The organism is Streptomyces sp. NBC_01268, assembly GCF_036240795.1.
Classification (GTDB): domain Bacteria; phylum Actinomycetota; class Actinomycetes; order Streptomycetales; family Streptomycetaceae; genus Streptomyces.
In genome coordinates, this window is the sequence record NZ_CP108454.1 from 6,400,311 (window position 1) to 6,415,720 (window position 15,410).

Sequence of the window (15,410 nt, forward strand, 5' to 3'; positions counted from 1 at the left end):
ACACGCCCGGACCCCCCTCGCGTCTGCCCGACCAGAGATGAGAACCACCGCATGTCCCCGTCCGCCCGGCGGATCAAGTCCCCGCACCAGCTGATCGCCGAGTCCGGTGCCGACCTCGAAGGCCACGGCCTCAAGCGCACGATGGGCCTCTTCCAGCTCGTCTGCTTCGGCATCGGCGCCATCGTCGGCACCGGCATCTTCGTCGGGCTCTCCGACAGCGTCGCCGAGGCCGGGCCCGCGGTGGTGGTCTCCTTCGTGCTCGCCGCGGTCACCTGCGTCTTCACCGCCTTCTCCTTCGCGGAGCTGGGCAGCGCGATCCCGGTGTCCGGCTCCTCGTACTCCTTCGCGTACGCGAGTCTCGGCGAGCGCGTCGCCTTCCTCGTCGGCTGGTGCCTGCTCCTGGAGTACGGCATCTCCGTCTCCGCGGTCGCGGTCGGCTGGAGCCAGTACCTGAACGAACTGCTCGACAGCCTGACCGGCCATCAGCTGCCCGCCGCGCTCTCCGCCGGGCCCGCCGACGGCGGGGTGGTCAACCTGCCCGCCGTGATCGTCATCCTGCTCGCGGCGACGCTGCTGGTCCGCGGGGTGCGCGAGAGCGCCCGGGCGACCGCCGCCATGGCGGTGCTCAAGATCGGGATCCTGGTCCTCTTCTGCGCGATCGGCTTCAGCGCCTTCCAGGACGGCAACCTCTCCCCGTTCGCCACCCACGGCACCGCCGGGATCACCGCGGGCGCCTCCGTCGCCTTCTTCTCGTACATCGGCTTCGACGCCATCACGACGGCCGGCGAGGAGGTGAAGAACCCGCGGCGCAACATCCCGCTGGCCATCCTCATCTGCATCGGTCTCGTCACCCTGCTGTACTGCGCCGTCGCGCTCTCCGCGATCGGGGCGCTCGGCGCCGACGCCGTCGCCGACAAGCCGGCCGCGCTCTCGCTCGTCGTGAACCAGGTGACCGGCTCGACCGTCGGCGGCGGGATCGTCGCCTTCGGCGCGGTCGTCGCCATCGCCTCCGTGGTCCTCACGGTGATGTACGGACAGACCCGCATCCTCATGTCGATGTCCCGCGACGGCCTGGTGCCCCGGGTCTTCGAACGGGTCTCTCCCAAGAGCGCGACCCCGGTGGCCAACACCTGGATCGTGGCCTGCGTCTTCGCGGTCCCGGCGGCGTTCGCCTCGCTCGACGTCGTGGTCAACCTGACCACGATCGGCACCCTCGCGATCATGGTCGTGGTGAACATCGCGGTGATCGCGCTGCGCCGCCGCAACCCCGAGCTGCCGCGCTCCTTCCGGGTCCCCCTGTACCCGCTCAGCCCGATCCTCGGCGTCGGATTCTGCTGCTATCTGATCTGGGGCACCGGCTGGGCGACCTGGGTGCAGTTCGTGGTCTTCCTCGCTGTCGGCGCCGTGGTCTACGCCGTGTACGGGCGCCGCAGGTCGCGGCTGGTCACGACCCCGGACCCCGGCGCCGCTGCGCCGGCACGGCCGGGAGCGTGAACCAGACCGCCTTGCCGTGCGCGGTGGGGCGGTGCCCGCAGTCGCTGCTGAGCGCGCGGATCAGCAGCAGCCCGCGTCCGTGCTCCTGCCAGGGGTCGACCGGTGTTCCGGGCGCCGGGCCGACCAGCTCGCCGGGGGCGGCGGGCCGCCCGTCGTGCACCTCTATCTGACAGCCGCCGGGGCCCGGGAGCAGCTCCACGACCAGCTCGATGGGGCCGTCGCCCGCGGTGTGCTCGACGGCGTTCGCCACCAGCTCGGCCGTCAGCAGCTCGGCCGTGTCCCGGTCGGCGGCGCCGATCCGGCCGCCCTCGATGTCGGCGAGGGCGGTCCGGACGAGCGCGCGGGCGATCGGCACGGCTGCCGTCGTGTGGGGCAGCGCGACGCGCCAGGAGGCGGGGCCTGGGACTTCGAACACGGCGGGGCTTCCGTTCGGGCTCGGGGCGGGCGGTGGGGCGTCCTGGTCGCAACCTTACGGACTCATAAATCTGGATACAGAGGCGGTCGCCCGGGGCTCCGGGGACCTGGGTCCGCGCCGGGGCGGGACCTTCGGGCGGGACGGCGGCGGTGCCGTCCCGGGTGCCGCCCGGCCAGTCGCACGACCGCCGGCGCGGGTGCCGCACCACCAGCCGTACGCCTGCTCGCGCCGCGTGCCGAGCCAGCCATATCGCGTACTCGTGACGACAGTCACAACTGAGTGATACCCTCTTCGTGGTGATGCCGTACCCGTACGTGCGCACAAAAAGGGAGGCCGTCCCGAAATGAGCCCCTTCACCGGCTCCGCGAGCCGCACCGAACGCTGGCGGCACCTGCGCCTCACCGTCGACGACGGGGTCGCCACGATCACCCTGGCCCGCCCCGAGAAGCTCAACGCCCTCACCTTCGGCGCCTACGCCGACCTGCGCGACCTGCTCGCCGAGCTCTCCCGGGAGCGCGCCGTGCGCGCCCTCGTCCTGGGCGGCGAGGGGCGCGGCTTCTGCTCCGGCGGCGACGTCGACGAGATCATCGGCGCCACTCTCTCCATGGACACCGCCCAGCTCCTCGACTTCAACCGGATGACCGGCCAGACCGTCCGCGCCCTGCGCGAATGCCCCTTCCCCGTCATCGCCGCCGTCCACGGCGTCGCCGCCGGTGCCGGGGCGGTCCTCGCCCTCGCCGCCGACTTCCGCGTCGCCGACCCCACGGCCCGCTTCGCCTTCCTCTTCACCCGCGTCGGCCTGTCCGGCGGCGACATGGGCGCCGCCTACCTGCTGCCCCGGGTCGTCGGGCTCGGCCACGCGACCCGCCTCCTCATGCTCGGCGACCCGGTCGGCGCCGCCGAGGCCGAGCGCATCGGCCTGGTCAGCGAGCTCACCGACGAGGGCGCCGCCGACATCCGCGCCGCCGCCCTCGCCCGCCGGCTCGCCGAGGGCCCCGCGCTCGCCCACGCCCAGACCAAGGCGCTGCTCACCGCGGAGCTCGACATGCCCCTGGCCGCCTCCGTCGAGATGGACGCCGCCACCCAGGCCCTGCTGATGCACGGCGAGGACTACGCCGAGTTCCACGCCGCCTTCACGGAGAAGCGCCCCGCGAAGTGGCGGGGGCGATGACCGTGCCGCCCCGGGACGGCCGTACCGCACCGGGCGGCACCGCTGCGGTACGGCCTGGGGGAGCGGAGCCCGTGCCCCCCGCGCCGCTCCGGGTCGCGGTCGTCGGCGGCGGGCCCGGCGGGCTGTACGCCGCCGCGCTGCTCAAACGCGGCGACCCCCGGCGCCGGATCACCGTCTGGGAGCGCAACGCCCCCGACGACACCTTCGGCTTCGGCGTCGTCCTCTCCGACGAGACCCTCGGCGGCATCGAGCACGCCGACCCCGCCGTGTACGCCGAACTCCAGGCCGCTCTCGTCCGCTGGGACGACATCGACATCGCCCACCGCGGCCACCTCCTCACCTCCACCGGACACGGCTTCGCCGCCCTCGGCCGCCACCGGCTCCTGAAGATCCTGCAGGACCGCTGCGCCGGACTCGGCGTGGACCTCCGCTTCCGGACCGAGGCCCCGCCACCCGCCGAACTCGCCGCCGGCCACGACCTCGTGATCGGCGCCGACGGCGTGCACAGCCGCACCCGCGAGGCCCACGCCGAGGCCTTCCGGCCCGCCTTCACCACCCACCGCTGCCGCTACATCTGGCTCGCCGCCGACTTCGCCCTCGACGCCTTCCGCTTCGACATCGCCGAGACCGAGCACGGCGTCATGCAGCTGCACGCCTACCCGTACGCCCACCCGGCGCCCGGCCACACCCCCGCGACGGGTCCCACCGGTCCGCGGCACCCCTCCGGCTCCTCCACCGTCATCGTCGAGATGCGCGAGGAGGTCTGGCGGGCCGCCGGCTTCGACGAGCTCGACGAGGCCGAGTCCGCCGCCCGCTGCGCCAAGATCTTCGCCGAGGTCCTGCACGGCCGCGCCCTGCGCGGCAACAACTCCGCCTGGACCGCGTTCCGCACCCTCGTCAACGCCCGCTGGTCCCACGGCAACACCGTCCTGCTCGGCGACGCCGCCCACACCGCGCACTTCTCCATCGGCTCCGGCACCAAACTCGCCGTCGAGGACGCCGTCGCCCTCGCCGCCCACGTCGACACCCACCCCACCCTCCCCGAGGCGCTCGCCGCGTACGAGGCCGAGCGCCGCCCCGTCGTCGAGTCCACCCAGCGCGCCGCCGCCGCGAGCCTGCGCTGGTTCGAGGAGCTCGCCGGCCAACTCGACCGGCCGCCCCGCCAGTTCGCCTTCAACCTGCTCACCCGCAGCCGCCGCGTCACCCACGACAACCTGCGGCTGCGCGACCCCGCCTTCACCACCTCCGTCGAGCGCGAGTTCGGCTGCCCGCCCGGCACCCCGCCCATGTTCACCCCCTTCCGGCTCGGCGGCCTCACCCTGCGCAACCGGGTCGTCGTCTCCCCCATGGACCTGTACGTCGCCGAGGACGGCGTCCCCGGCGACTTCCACCTCGTCCACCTCGGCGCCCGCGCCCTCGGCGGCGCCGGACTCGTCATGACCGAGATGGTCTGCGTGAGCGAACGGGGCCGGATCACCCCCGGCTGCGCGGGCCTGTGGACCGACGAGCAGGCCGACGCCTGGGCCCGTGTCACCGCCTTCGCGCACACCGCCGCCCCCGGCGCCGCGATCGGCGTCCAGCTCGGGCACTCCGGCCGCAAGGGCTCCACCCGGCTCATGTGGGAGGGCATCGACCAGCCGCTGCCCAGCGGAAACTGGCCGCTCGTCGCCGCCTCCCCCCTGCCCTACCGGCCCGGCGTCAACCAGATGCCCCAGGCCCTCGACCGGGCCGGGCTCACCGCCGTGCGCGAGGAGTTCACCGCCGCCGCCCGCCGGGCCGCCCGGGCCGGCTTCGACCTCCTCGAACTCCACTGCGCCCACGGCTACCTGCTCTCCGGCTTCCTCTCCCCGCTCACCAACCGGCGCACCGACGCCTACGGCGGCGACCTCGCGGGCCGGCTGCGCTACCCCCTCGAAGTCTTCGACGCCGTACGGGAGGCGTGGCCCGCCGACCGGCCCATGACCGTCCGCATCTCCGCCACCGACTGGGCCGACGGCGGCACCACCGCCGACGACGCCGTCGAGATCGCCCGCGCCTTCGCCGCCCACGGCGCCGACGCCCTCGACGTCTCCACCGGCCAGGTCGTCCCCGACGAGCGGCCCGAATACGGGCGCTCCTACCAGACCCCGTATGCCGACCGCATCCGTGCCGCCCTCGGCATCCCGGTGATCGCCGTCGGCGCGATCTCCTCCTGGGACGACGTCAACTCCCTGCTCCTCGCCGGCCGCACCGACCTCTGCGCCCTGGCCCGGCCCCACCTCTACGACCCCCACTGGACGCTCCACGCCGCCGCCGAGCAGGGCTACCAGGGGGACGGCGCGCCGTGGCCCGCGCCGTACCGGGCGGGGAGCAGGCGACCGCCGACCGGGCGCAAGGACGCCTAAGCGGACGCCCCCGGGCTCAGGACTCCCGCGCCGGGGCCTGGGGCTCCCGCGTCACGAACTCCCCGCCCAGCTCGTGCAGCAGCGCGTGCAGCGCCGCGAACACCTCCGCCGAGCGGGTCCCCGGCCAGTTCTCGGGGAGCAGCTCCAAGGGGAGCACCGGGTCCGCGTACGGCAGCCGACGCCACGAGTCCAGGGCCGGGAGATAGGCCCGGTAGGCCTCCTCCGGCGTTCCGGGCGGCGTCGACCAGGCGCGCAGCACCGGCTCGTGCGCGTCCAGGAACTCCTCGTGCAGCTTCGCGATGGACGGCAGGTCCCACCAGCGGGCCACCGCCTCCGCGGTCGGGGCGTAGCCCAGGTGGTCGCCGCGGAACAGGTCCACGTAACCGGAGAGGTCGAGGCGCTCCAGGGTGTGCCGCGTCTCCTCGTGCAGGCGGGCGGGGGCGATCCACACGCCGGGCGCCGCCGTGCCGAAACCGAGCCGGGCCAGCCGGGAGCGCAGCAGGTGCCGCTTGTGCCGTTCCGCCTCGGGCACGGAGAAGACGGCGAGCACCCAGCCGTCGGACAGCCGGGGCTCGGTCCGGGCGTAGATGCGGCGGTCGCCGTCGTCCAGGAGCATCCGGGCGTCGTCCGACAGGGCGTACCCGGCGGCGCCGTCCGCGGTCCGTCCCGGCAGCAGCAGTCCGCGCCGCTTCAGCCGGGACACCGACGAGCGCACCGACGGCGCGTCCACCCCGAGCACGCCGAGGAGCCGGATCAGCTCCGCCACCGGCACGGGCGCGCCGTCCGGGGACCGGCCGTACGCGCCGTACAGGGAGACGATCAGGGAACGCGGGGTGTGCTGCTCGGCCACGTGATCACTCTAGGGGGTGCGGGCGGATGGGGTGCGGCGCGCGTCACGCACCGGCGTCGCGGAGCCGGTAGCGCTGCAGTTTGCCCGTCGCGGTGCGGGGGAGCGCGTCCAGGAAGACGATCTCCCGCGGTGACTTGTACGGGGCCAGCCGGGCCCGCACGAAGGTGCGCAGGGCCGCCGCGGTGCTCGCGTCGCGCGGCACGCCGTCCCGCACCACCGCGTACGCCACCACGATCTGGCCGCGCAGCGGGTCCGGGCGGCCCACGACCGCCGCCTCCAGCACGTCCGGGTGGGCGGTCAGGACCTCCTCCACCTGGGTGCCGGCGATGTTGTACCCGGCTGAGATGATCATGTCGTCGGCGCGGGCCACGTAGCGGAAGTAGCCGTCCGGCTCGCGGACGTACGTGTCGCCCGTGATGTTCCAGCCCTCCTGCACGTACTCCGTCTGGCGCGGGTCCGCGAGGTAGCGGCAGCCGACCGGGCCGCGGACGGCGAGCAGGCCCTCCTCGCCGTCCGGCAGCTCCCGGCCGTTGCGGTCGACGATCCGCGCCTGCCAGCCCGGCACCGGGCGCCCGGTGGTGCCCGGGCGTATGTCGCCGTCGGCGGCGGCGATGAAGATGTGCAGCAGCTCCGTCGCCCCGATGCCGTTGATCAGCTTCACACCGGTCCGCTCGTGCCAGTCCTGCCAGGTCCCGGCCGGCAGGTTCTCGCCCGCCGAGACGCAGCGGCGCAGCGAGCCGAGGTCGTGGTCGCCGATCTCGTCCAGCATCACCCGGTACGCGGTGGGTGCCGTGAACAGGACCGACACCCGGTGCCGGTCGATCGCCGCGAGCAGCTGCTTGGGGCCCGCCTGTTCCAGCAGGACCGCGCACGCCCCGGCCCTCAGGGGGAAGACGACGAGCCCGCCCAGGCCGAAGGTGAAGCCGAGCGGCGGGGAGCCGGCGAAGACGTCGTCCGGCTCCGGGCGCAGGACGTGCGCGGAGAAGGTGTCGGCCACGGCCAGCACGTCCCGGTGGAAGTGCATGCACCCCTTGGGCCGTCCGGTGGTGCCCGAGGTGAAGGCGATCAGCGCCACGTCGTCGGCGGCGGTCGGCACGGCCTCGTAGCGGTCCGGCTTGCCGATGGCCAGGGTGAGCAGGTCCTCGGGGCCCTCGCCGCCGAACGGGGTGATCCGCAGCCCCGGCACCTCGGCCTTGACCAGCTCGTCCACGGCCCGCACGTCGCACAGGGCGTGGCTGCAGCGGGCCATCTCGGACATCACCGCGAGCTCCCCGGCCCGGGCCTGCGCGAGGACGGTGACGGCGACCGCGCCCGCCTTCATCACGGCCAGCCAGCAGGCCGCCAGCCACGGGGTGGTGGGGCCGCGCAGGAGGACCCGGTTGCCGGGGCGTACGCCCAGGTCGTCGCTGAGGACGTGGGCGATCCGGTCGACCCGGTCGCGCAGCTGCCCGTACGTCCACCGGCCGTCCTCGCCGTCGAGGAAGACGGTCCGCTCGGTGCCGAATCGTTCCACCGTGCGGTCGAGCAGTTCGGCTCCGCAGTTGAGCCGGTCGGGGTAGGCCAGCTCGGGCAGGTCGAGCAGCAGGCGCGGCCACTGCTCTCCGGGCGGCAGATGGTCGCGGGCGAAGGTGTCCTGGTGGGCCGAGGGAGTCAGCTCCATGCGTCCGTCCCCCTGTCGGGTGGGATCGTCGTGGTGGGGTCGACCGTCGCCCAACGAGCGTATCGTGATGGTGACGACAGTCAACGGTTCGCGATACGTCGGTCTGGGCGGCGCGCTCCGAGTGGTCCTCCTCGACCCGGCCGGCCGGGTCGAGGAGGCCGCCGGACGGCCCCGTTCCGGCCCGTCCCGCCGTCGGCGCGCGAGCGCGCCAGAGAGGGCGCCCACATGCCCGCATTCTCGCTCGATCCGGAACAGACCACCTGGTGTGCGCGGCTGCGGACGCTCGCGGCCGAGCAGCTCCGGCCGCTCGCCGACAAGGGCGAGCCCGGGCGCGTCAACCGGCCCCTCGTCGCCGCCCTGGGCGAGCTGGGCCTGCTCGCCCGGCTCTTCGACTCCGGCGCACTCGACCTGTGCCTGATGCGCGAGTCCCTCGCCCAGGTCTGCACGGAGGCCGAGACGGCGCTCGCCCTCCAGGGCCTCGGCGCCCACCCCGTCGCCGCCTTCGGCAGCCCCGAGCAGCGCGGGCGCTGGCTGCCCGAGGTCGTCGCGGGGCGCGCCGTCGCCGCCTTCGCCCTCTCCGAGCCGGGCGCCGGCTCCGACGCCGCCGCGCTCGCGCTGCGCGCCGTCCCCGACCCCGCTACCGGCGGCTGGCGGCTGCACGGCGAGAAGCGCTGGATCTCCAACGCGCCGGAAGCGGACTTCACGACCGTGTTCGCCCGTACGGGGGATCCCGAGGGCCTGGACGGCGCGGGCGGTGCAGGTGGTGCGCGTGGCGCGGGCGGTGCGGGTGGCGCCCGGGGTGTCAGCGCCTTCCTGGTCCCCGCCGACCGGCCCGGGCTCACCGGGGAGCCGCTCGACATGCTCGCCCCGCACGCCATCGGCGGCCTCGCCTTCGACGGCGTCCCCGTCGGGCCCGAGGACCTCCTCGGGGAGCCCGGGCAGGGCTTCCGGGTCGCCATGAACACCCTCAACCTGTTCCGGCCCAGCGTCGGCGCCTTCGCCGTCGGCATGGCCCAGGCAGCCCTCGACGCGACCCTCGTCCACACCGCCGGCCGCCCCGCCTTCGGCGGCGTCCTCGCCGACCTCCAGGCCGTCTCCCACCAGGTCGCCGAGATGGCCACCCGTACCGAGGCCGCCCGGCTGCTCGTCTACGCGGCGGCCGAGGCCCACGACCGGGGCGACCCGGACGTGCCCCGCCGGGCCGCCATGGCCAAGCTGCTCGCCACCGAGACCGCGCAGTACGTGGTCGACGCCGCCGTCCAGCTGCACGGCGCCCGCGCCCTCCAGCGCGGACACCTCCTCGAACACCTCTACCGGGAGGTGCGGGCGCCCCGCATCTACGAGGGGGCCACCGAGGTGCAGCGCACCATCATCGCCAAGGAGCTCTACCGGAACGCGGCCGCGCGCACGGGAAGCACGGGAAGCACGGAAAGCACGGAAATGTCGTCCGCGCGTCCTTCCGGGGCAGGAGTACCCGCATGAGCCTGCACCGCCACAACCCGGCCGACCTCTCCCCGCCCACCGGCTTCAGCCACGCCGTCACGGCCACCGGCTCCCGGATCGTCTTCCTCGCCGGGCAGACCAGCCTCGACCGCGACGGCAAGGTGACGGGCGAGACGCTGCCCGAACAGTTCGAGACCGCGCTCGGCAACCTGCTCACGGCCCTCCGGCACGCCGGCGGCTCGCCCGCCGACCTCGCCCGGGTCACCGTGTACGCCACCGACGTCGCCGACTACCGGCTGCACGCCGCCGAACTCGGGCACATCTGGCACCGGTTGGCGGGCCGGGACTATCCGGCGATGGCCGTGATCGGGGCCGTACGGCTGTGGGACGAGCAGGCGTTGGTGGAGCTCGACGGGTTCGCCGTGCTCCGCTAGCGGGCCCTGCCGTAGATCAACTGGTCACGTTCGGGGGGCGGGCTTAGGGTCGAAAGGTGGACTGACCGGCCCACGGCTGCCTCAGGTGAGGGCGAGATGCCCCATGAGTACACCCAAGCCGACCACCCCGCAGCAGGCCGTCGCCCCGAAGAAGGGCGGCGACGGCAAAGGCATCGCCCTCTTCGTGATCGCCTCCTGCCAGTTGATGGTCGTTCTCGACATCACCATCGTGAACATCGCGCTCCCGCACATCCAGAGCGCGCTGGACTTCTCCACCACCAGCCTGTCGTGGGTCGTCAACGCCTATACGCTCACCTTCGGTGGTCTGCTGCTGCTCGGCGGCCGCGCCGGTGACATCCTCGGCCGCCGCCGGGTCTTCATCTTCGGCGTCCTGCTCTTCGGACTCGCCTCGCTCTTCTGCGGCCTCGCCCAGAGCGAATGGCAACTCCTGGCCGCTCGCGCGCTCCAGGGCGTCGGCGGCGCCATCGCCTCGCCGACCTCCCTCTCCCTGATCACCACGACCTTCGACGAAGGGCCCGAACGCAACAGGGCGTTCGGCGTCTTCGCGGGGGTTTCGGCGGGCGGCGGCGCGATCGGCCTGGTGGCCGGCGGCGTGCTCGTCGAATGGCTCGACTGGCGCTGGATCTTCTTCGTGAACGTGCCGATCGCCCTGCTCATCGCCTTCCTCACGCCCCGGCACGTCAAGGAGTCCGAGCGGCACCCCGGACACTTCGACTTCGCGGGCGCGCTGTTCTCGACCCTCGGCATGGTCGCCCTGGTGTACGGCTTCATCCGTGCCGCCCAGGAGGGCTGGCGCGACCCCTACACCATCGGCTCGTTCGTCGCGGCGATCGTCCTTCTCGTGGCCTTCGTCCTCAACGAACGGCGCTCGCAGCAGCCCATCACCCCCCTGCACATGTTCGCCGACCGCAACCGATCCGGCACCTACGCCATCATGCTGTGCCTGGCGGCGGCGATCTTCGGCATGTTCTTCTTCCTCACCCTGTTCGTCCAGCAGGTCCTCGGCTTCAGCCCCTTGTCCACCGGCCTCGCCTTCCTGCCGGTCAGCGCGATCATCGCGGTCGGCGCGGGGCTCACCTCCAACCTGCTGCCGCGCTACGGACCCAAACCCTTCATGGTGACCGGTTCGCTGCTGGCCGCGGCGGGCCTGTCCTGGCTGACCCTGACCGACGTCGACTCCACCTACCTCGGCAGCATCCTCGGGCCGATCCTGGTCTTCGGCCTCGGCATGGGCCTGATGTTCGTCTCGCTCACCATCATGGCGCTGTCCAACGTCGAACAGCGCGAGGCCGGAGCCGCCTCCGGACTGCTCAACGCCATGCAGCAGGTGGGCGGTTCGCTCGGCCTGTCGATCCTGGTCACGGTCTTCGGCACCGCCAGCCGCAACGAGGCGGACACCCAGGTCCCCCTCTTCCTCTCCCAGGCGACCCCCGTGGAGAAGGCGCAGTTCGCCAAGACCGGCCAGCTCCCCCCACCCTGGAGCGACCAGGTCCTCAGCTCCGGCGTCTCAGCCGGATTCGTCACGGCCGCGATCTTCGGCGTGGTCGCCTTCTTCATCGCCCTGTTCGTCATCAAGGTCCGCCCCTCCGACATCGAACGCCTCAAGGGCGGCGGGATGGTGCCGGGCGGGGGGTGACCCGCCCGGCACCACCCGCCCGGTTCCGTACCCCCATGCGATCCGCTCGGCGGACGCGCTGAACTGACACCCCGACGAGACGGCCCGCCGGACCCGCGTCCGGCGGGCCGTCGGGCGTCCCGGAGATCGTTTCACCCCACTCCCGAGTGTTTTGGGACAGCAAGGCCGAATCGGCATGGTTTCGCGCCCCGCCGGTCGTGCGGACCCTGGCTACAGGTCACCGGAGTCGGCAGGGCCGAGGGGGAATCCGCCGTGTCTGAGCTGTCGTACGTGCCCGTGTTCCAAGCCCGACCCCATGCGGTGGAGGCCTACGGCTGGCTGCCACCGACCGACCGGCGGCACGTCGCACCCCTGTGGAACCTGTCACCGAGGCCGGGATGCGCCGTTCCGGCCCTCGCCGCGGCGCTGGGCCAGGAGCTCCGCTCGGTGAGCCGCGTCCAGCGCCACGGTGCCGCGTGGATCGACGCGCCCTTCGCGGACGAGGTGCAGGTGTCCGTGCTCGCCGACCTCCTGGACGAGTACTGCGTGTACGGAACCCTCCGGCCGGTGACCGGACCGGACCGGTCGGTGCTCCAACAGGGCGCGGCCCTCGCGGCCGCTCGCCGCGGGCGGGGGTTCGGGGTCCGTGTCCGCGTCACGGGGGAGTGGGACGCCGCGGCGGCAGAGGGTGTGCGCGCACTGCTGGAACGTGCCGGGCCCGAAGTCGGCGTCGACCTGCTCCTGGACATGGGTGGAGTGCCCGCATCCCGATCCGATGCCGGCAAGGAGGCGTTGCGCGCCCTCGACGCCCTGTTCCCCCTCGCGCCCTGGCGCGACGTCTGCGTGCTGAGCGGCGGGTTCCCGAAGGTCACGGTGGAGATGCTGGAGCAGGGGCTGTGCGAGGAACCGCGAGCGGACTGGGCGTTGTGGCACGAGATGGCGCAGAGCCGACGGGCGTACCTGCCCCTGCTGACGTACGGCGACTACGGCACGCAGCCGGCGGGCGACATCTCCCGGCTGCCACGGCGGCCCGGCCAGGACGGCGGTGGCCCCGACTGGGGCTTCCTCCGCTACACGACCGAGCAGACGTTCGTCGTGTCGAAGGTCCTGCACAAGGGCAGGGGGAAGGGCGAGAGACTGGCGTTCAACCGGGCGGCGGCCCGCCGGATCGTCGAGCTGGCGGACTTCCGCGGACCCGCCGCCGGGGTCGGCGAGACCTGGCTCCGCGACCTGGCCCGAGGGGGCGACAGCACGGGCGCGTTCGCGAAGTGGCTGACCGTGGGAAACGCCCAGCACATGGCCTATGTCGCCCGCGCGGCACGACGGCCGTGAGCGTCGGTCCCGTCACCGTGACGTGGAAGGACCGGGGCCCCGGCGCCGTTGCGGCGGCTGACGGGGCCCCGGTCGCGGGTTGCCGCGGGTCTTCCTAGATGTCCCGGAAGATCTCGATCTGCGCGCCCACCGAGTTGAGGCGCTCCGCCAGCTCCTCGTAACCGCGGTTGATGACGTACACGTTGCGCAGCACCGAGGTGCCCTCGGCGGCCATCATCGCGAGGAGGACGACCACGGCCGGGCGCAGGGCCGGCGGGCACATCATCTCGGCGGCGCGCCAGCGGGTGGGGCCCTCCACCAGGACGCGGTGGGGGTCCAGGAGCTGGAGGCGGCCGCCGAGGCGGTTGAGGTCGGTGAGGTAGATGGCGCGGTTGTCGTAGACCCAGTCGTGGATCAGGGTCTTGCCCTGGGCCGTGGCCGCGATGGCCGCGAAGAAGGGCACGTTGTCGATGTTGAGGCCCGGGAAGGGCATCGGGTGGATCTTGTCGATCGGCGCCTCCAGCTTGGAGGGGCGGACCGTCAGGTCGACCAGGCGGGTGCGGCCGTTGTCCGCCGCGTACTCGGGCGAGCGGTCGTGGTCGAGGCCCATCTCCTCCAGGACGGCGAGCTCGATCTCCATGAACTCGATCGGGACCCGGCGGATGGTCAGCTCCGACTCCGTGACGACCGCCGCGGCGAGCAGGCTCATCGCCTCGACCGGGTCCTCGGAGGGGGAGTAGTCGACGTCGACGTCGATCTGCGGGATGCCGTGCACGGTCAGCGTGGTGGTGCCGATGCCGTCGACCCGGACGCCCAGGGCCTCCAGGAAGAAGCACAGGTCCTGGACCATGTAGTTGGAGGACGCGTTGCGGATGACGGTCACGCCGTCGTGGCGGGCCGCCGCCAGCAGGGCGTTCTCGGTCACCGTGTCGCCGCGCTCGGTCAGGACGATCGGGCGGTCCGGCGAGACGGACCGCTCCACCTGGGCGTGGTACAGGTTGTCGGTCGCCGTGATGTCGAGGCCGAAGCGGCGCAGCGCGATCATGTGCGGCTCGATCGTGCGGGTGCCGAGGTCGCAGCCGCCGGCGTAGGGCAGCTTGAAGCGGTCCAGGCGGTGCAGCAGCGGGCCGAGGAACATGATGATGGAGCGGGTGCGGATCGCCGCCTCGGCGTCGATCGACTCCATGTCCAGCTCGGCCGGCGGCACGATCTCCAGGTCGACGCCCTCGTTGATCCAGCGGGTGCGGACACCGATGGAGTTGAGGACCTCCAGGAGGCGGAAGACCTCCTCGATGCGCGCGACCCGGCGCAGCACCGTGCGGCCCTTGTTGAGGAGCGAGGCGCAGAGCAGCGCGACGCATGCGTTCTTGCTCGTCTTGACGTCGATCGCGCCGGAGAGGCGGCGGCGGCCGACGACCCGCAGATGCATGGGGCCGGCGTAACCGAGAGAGACGATCTCGCTGTCGAGCGCTTCGCCGATGCGGGCGATCATCTCAAGGCTGATGTTCTGGTTGCCGCGCTCGATCCGGTTGACCGCGCTCTGGCTCGTGCCGAGTGCCTCGGCGAGCTGCGTCTGTGTCCAGCCACGGTGCTGACGGGCGTCACGGATGAGCTTGCCGATGCGTACGAGGTAGTCGTCTGCCATGCCGTCACGTTATCTCAGATATGAGATGACGCTCGCGGTGGGGTGCGCCATCGGAGTGACAGGATGTGCGCAACGGGGTGACGCGCTTCCCGTGGAAGGGGAGTTCACCCCTCCGTCCGAGGCGGCGCGCGCCCCGTTCCGCCGCTGACGGATCGTGAGGCTCGACCTTGTCGATCGTCCTCCTATGTCCTGTTTGTGGCAAACACTCCGCGTCCGTACGGGTTGTCAGCCCGCGTCCCGCAACCTGACCCGCTGGATCTGGCGCGCCAGTGCCCGCCGCGCCGACGGTGAACCGGCCTCGGTGGCCCCGCCCTGCGCCTCCTGCGTGTCGAGCGCCCGGGCGATCCGGTCGTACGCCTCCCGGTACGCGCCCGGCAGTTCCGCCGCCCGCTCCCGTAGGTCCGCCTCGATCAGGCGGCGCAGCGCGTCCACGTTCTGCGGGGTGAACCGCTTCCGGCCGCGCGCCAGCGCGTGCACCGGCCGCGCGCAGTGGGCCGTGTCGTCCAGCGCCTCCGACAGCTCCTCGGCGAGGCCCCACAGGCGCCCTTCGAGCCACGGGGTGTCGTCCAGGTCGAGCGACAGGTCCGCCGCCTCCCCGGTGCGCGGCTTGGACACCTGCTTGGAGACGGCGGGCTGGCTCATCCCGGCGAGCCGTGCCAGCCGGTCCTGCGTCCAGCCCGCGTCGGCGAACAGCTGGATCATCTCGGCGCGTGTCCGGCGCATCTCCTCGCCCGCCCGGATGACCTCGTTCATCCCGGCGAACAGGTCCGCGACCTGTCGCTCGGTCAGGCTGGCGGTCAGGCCGGCGCTCGGGCCGGGGGTCGGGCGGCCGGTCGGATCGCCGGTCGAACCGCCGGTCAAGCCCCCCGTGCCCTCGGCGGGCGGCCCCGCGGTCGTCGCGCCCTCTTCGCTCTCGGGTGTCATTCCTCAGTTATACCCGCTCTCGACACGGGGGATAACCAGGTTG

The 15,410-nt window shown here is 73.1% G+C and carries 12 protein-coding genes; 7 read left to right on the forward strand and 5 right to left on the reverse strand.

What is annotated here, in order from left to right:
* The first annotated feature begins 51 nt into the window (after positions 1-51).
* On the forward strand, positions 52-1,494 hold the full coding sequence (locus OG309_RS28735) for an amino acid permease (RefSeq protein WP_329425120.1): 1,443 nt from the start codon (positions 52-54) through the stop codon (positions 1,492-1,494).
* Here the strand turns inward: OG309_RS28735 and OG309_RS28740 are convergent.
* Positions 1,445-1,909, reverse strand: a complete 465-nt coding sequence (locus OG309_RS28740; protein WP_329425121.1) for an ATP-binding protein — start codon at positions 1,907-1,909, stop codon at positions 1,445-1,447. The two genes, OG309_RS28735 and OG309_RS28740, sit on opposite strands and share 50 nt — an antisense overlap.
* A gap of 343 nt (positions 1,910-2,252) precedes the next feature.
* Here OG309_RS28740 and OG309_RS28745 point away from each other — a divergent pair, with 343 nt between their 5' ends.
* Together OG309_RS28745 and OG309_RS28750 are read left to right on the forward strand one after the other, a co-directional pair.
* Complete coding sequence (locus tag OG309_RS28745; RefSeq protein WP_329425123.1) at positions 2,253-3,080, forward strand: enoyl-CoA hydratase family protein; 828 nt, start codon at positions 2,253-2,255, stop codon at positions 3,078-3,080.
* Entirely contained in the window at positions 3,077-5,464 is a 2,388-nt protein-coding gene (locus tag OG309_RS28750) for a bifunctional salicylyl-CoA 5-hydroxylase/oxidoreductase (RefSeq protein ID WP_402545510.1), read from the forward strand. The genes OG309_RS28745 and OG309_RS28750 overlap by 4 nt, the downstream gene beginning before the upstream one ends.
* A 16-nt stretch (positions 5,465-5,480) precedes the next feature.
* On the opposite strand, the gene OG309_RS28755 is transcribed toward OG309_RS28750, so the two are convergent.
* Complete coding sequence (locus OG309_RS28755) at positions 5,481-6,314, reverse strand: PaaX family transcriptional regulator (protein WP_329425127.1); 834 nt, start codon at positions 6,312-6,314, stop codon at positions 5,481-5,483.
* 43 nt (positions 6,315-6,357) lie between these two features.
* Complete coding sequence (locus OG309_RS28760) at positions 6,358-7,974, reverse strand: AMP-binding protein (RefSeq protein WP_329425130.1); 1,617 nt, start codon at positions 7,972-7,974, stop codon at positions 6,358-6,360.
* A 225-nt stretch (positions 7,975-8,199) separates the two neighbouring features.
* Between OG309_RS28760 and OG309_RS28765 the strand changes: the two genes are divergently transcribed.
* The 4 genes from OG309_RS28765 (at position 8,200) to OG309_RS28780 (ending at position 12,819) form a co-directional block, all read left to right on the forward strand.
* Positions 8,200-9,456 carry an acyl-CoA dehydrogenase family protein gene (locus OG309_RS28765; RefSeq protein ID WP_329425132.1) on the forward strand — a complete coding sequence of 419 codons (1,257 nt, stop codon included), beginning with the start codon at positions 8,200-8,202 and terminating at the stop codon, positions 9,454-9,456.
* The gene (locus OG309_RS28770; RefSeq protein WP_329425133.1) at positions 9,453-9,851 is read left to right on the forward strand and encodes a RidA family protein; all 399 of its coding nucleotides are present in this window, start codon (positions 9,453-9,455) and stop codon (positions 9,849-9,851) included. Before OG309_RS28765 ends, OG309_RS28770 begins: the two co-directional genes overlap by 4 nt.
* 103 nt (positions 9,852-9,954) lie before the next feature.
* Complete coding sequence (locus OG309_RS28775; protein WP_329425135.1) at positions 9,955-11,508, forward strand: MFS transporter; 1,554 nt, start codon at positions 9,955-9,957, stop codon at positions 11,506-11,508.
* Between the two features lie 252 nt (positions 11,509-11,760).
* Positions 11,761-12,819 (forward strand): beta family protein, encoded by a 1,059-nt coding sequence (locus tag OG309_RS28780; RefSeq protein ID WP_329425138.1) that lies wholly within the window; start codon positions 11,761-11,763, stop codon positions 12,817-12,819.
* Positions 12,820-12,913: 94 nt separating this feature from the next.
* Here the strand turns inward: OG309_RS28780 and OG309_RS28785 are convergent, their stop codons facing one another.
* Positions 12,914-14,443, reverse strand: a complete 1,530-nt coding sequence (locus OG309_RS28785) for a helix-turn-helix domain-containing protein (RefSeq protein WP_329425139.1) — start codon at positions 14,441-14,443, stop codon at positions 12,914-12,916.
* 225 nt (positions 14,444-14,668) lie between these two features.
* Complete coding sequence (locus OG309_RS28790; RefSeq protein WP_329425140.1) at positions 14,669-15,367, reverse strand: sigma-70 family RNA polymerase sigma factor; 699 nt, start codon at positions 15,365-15,367, stop codon at positions 14,669-14,671.
* Positions 15,368-15,410 lie beyond the last annotated feature (43 nt).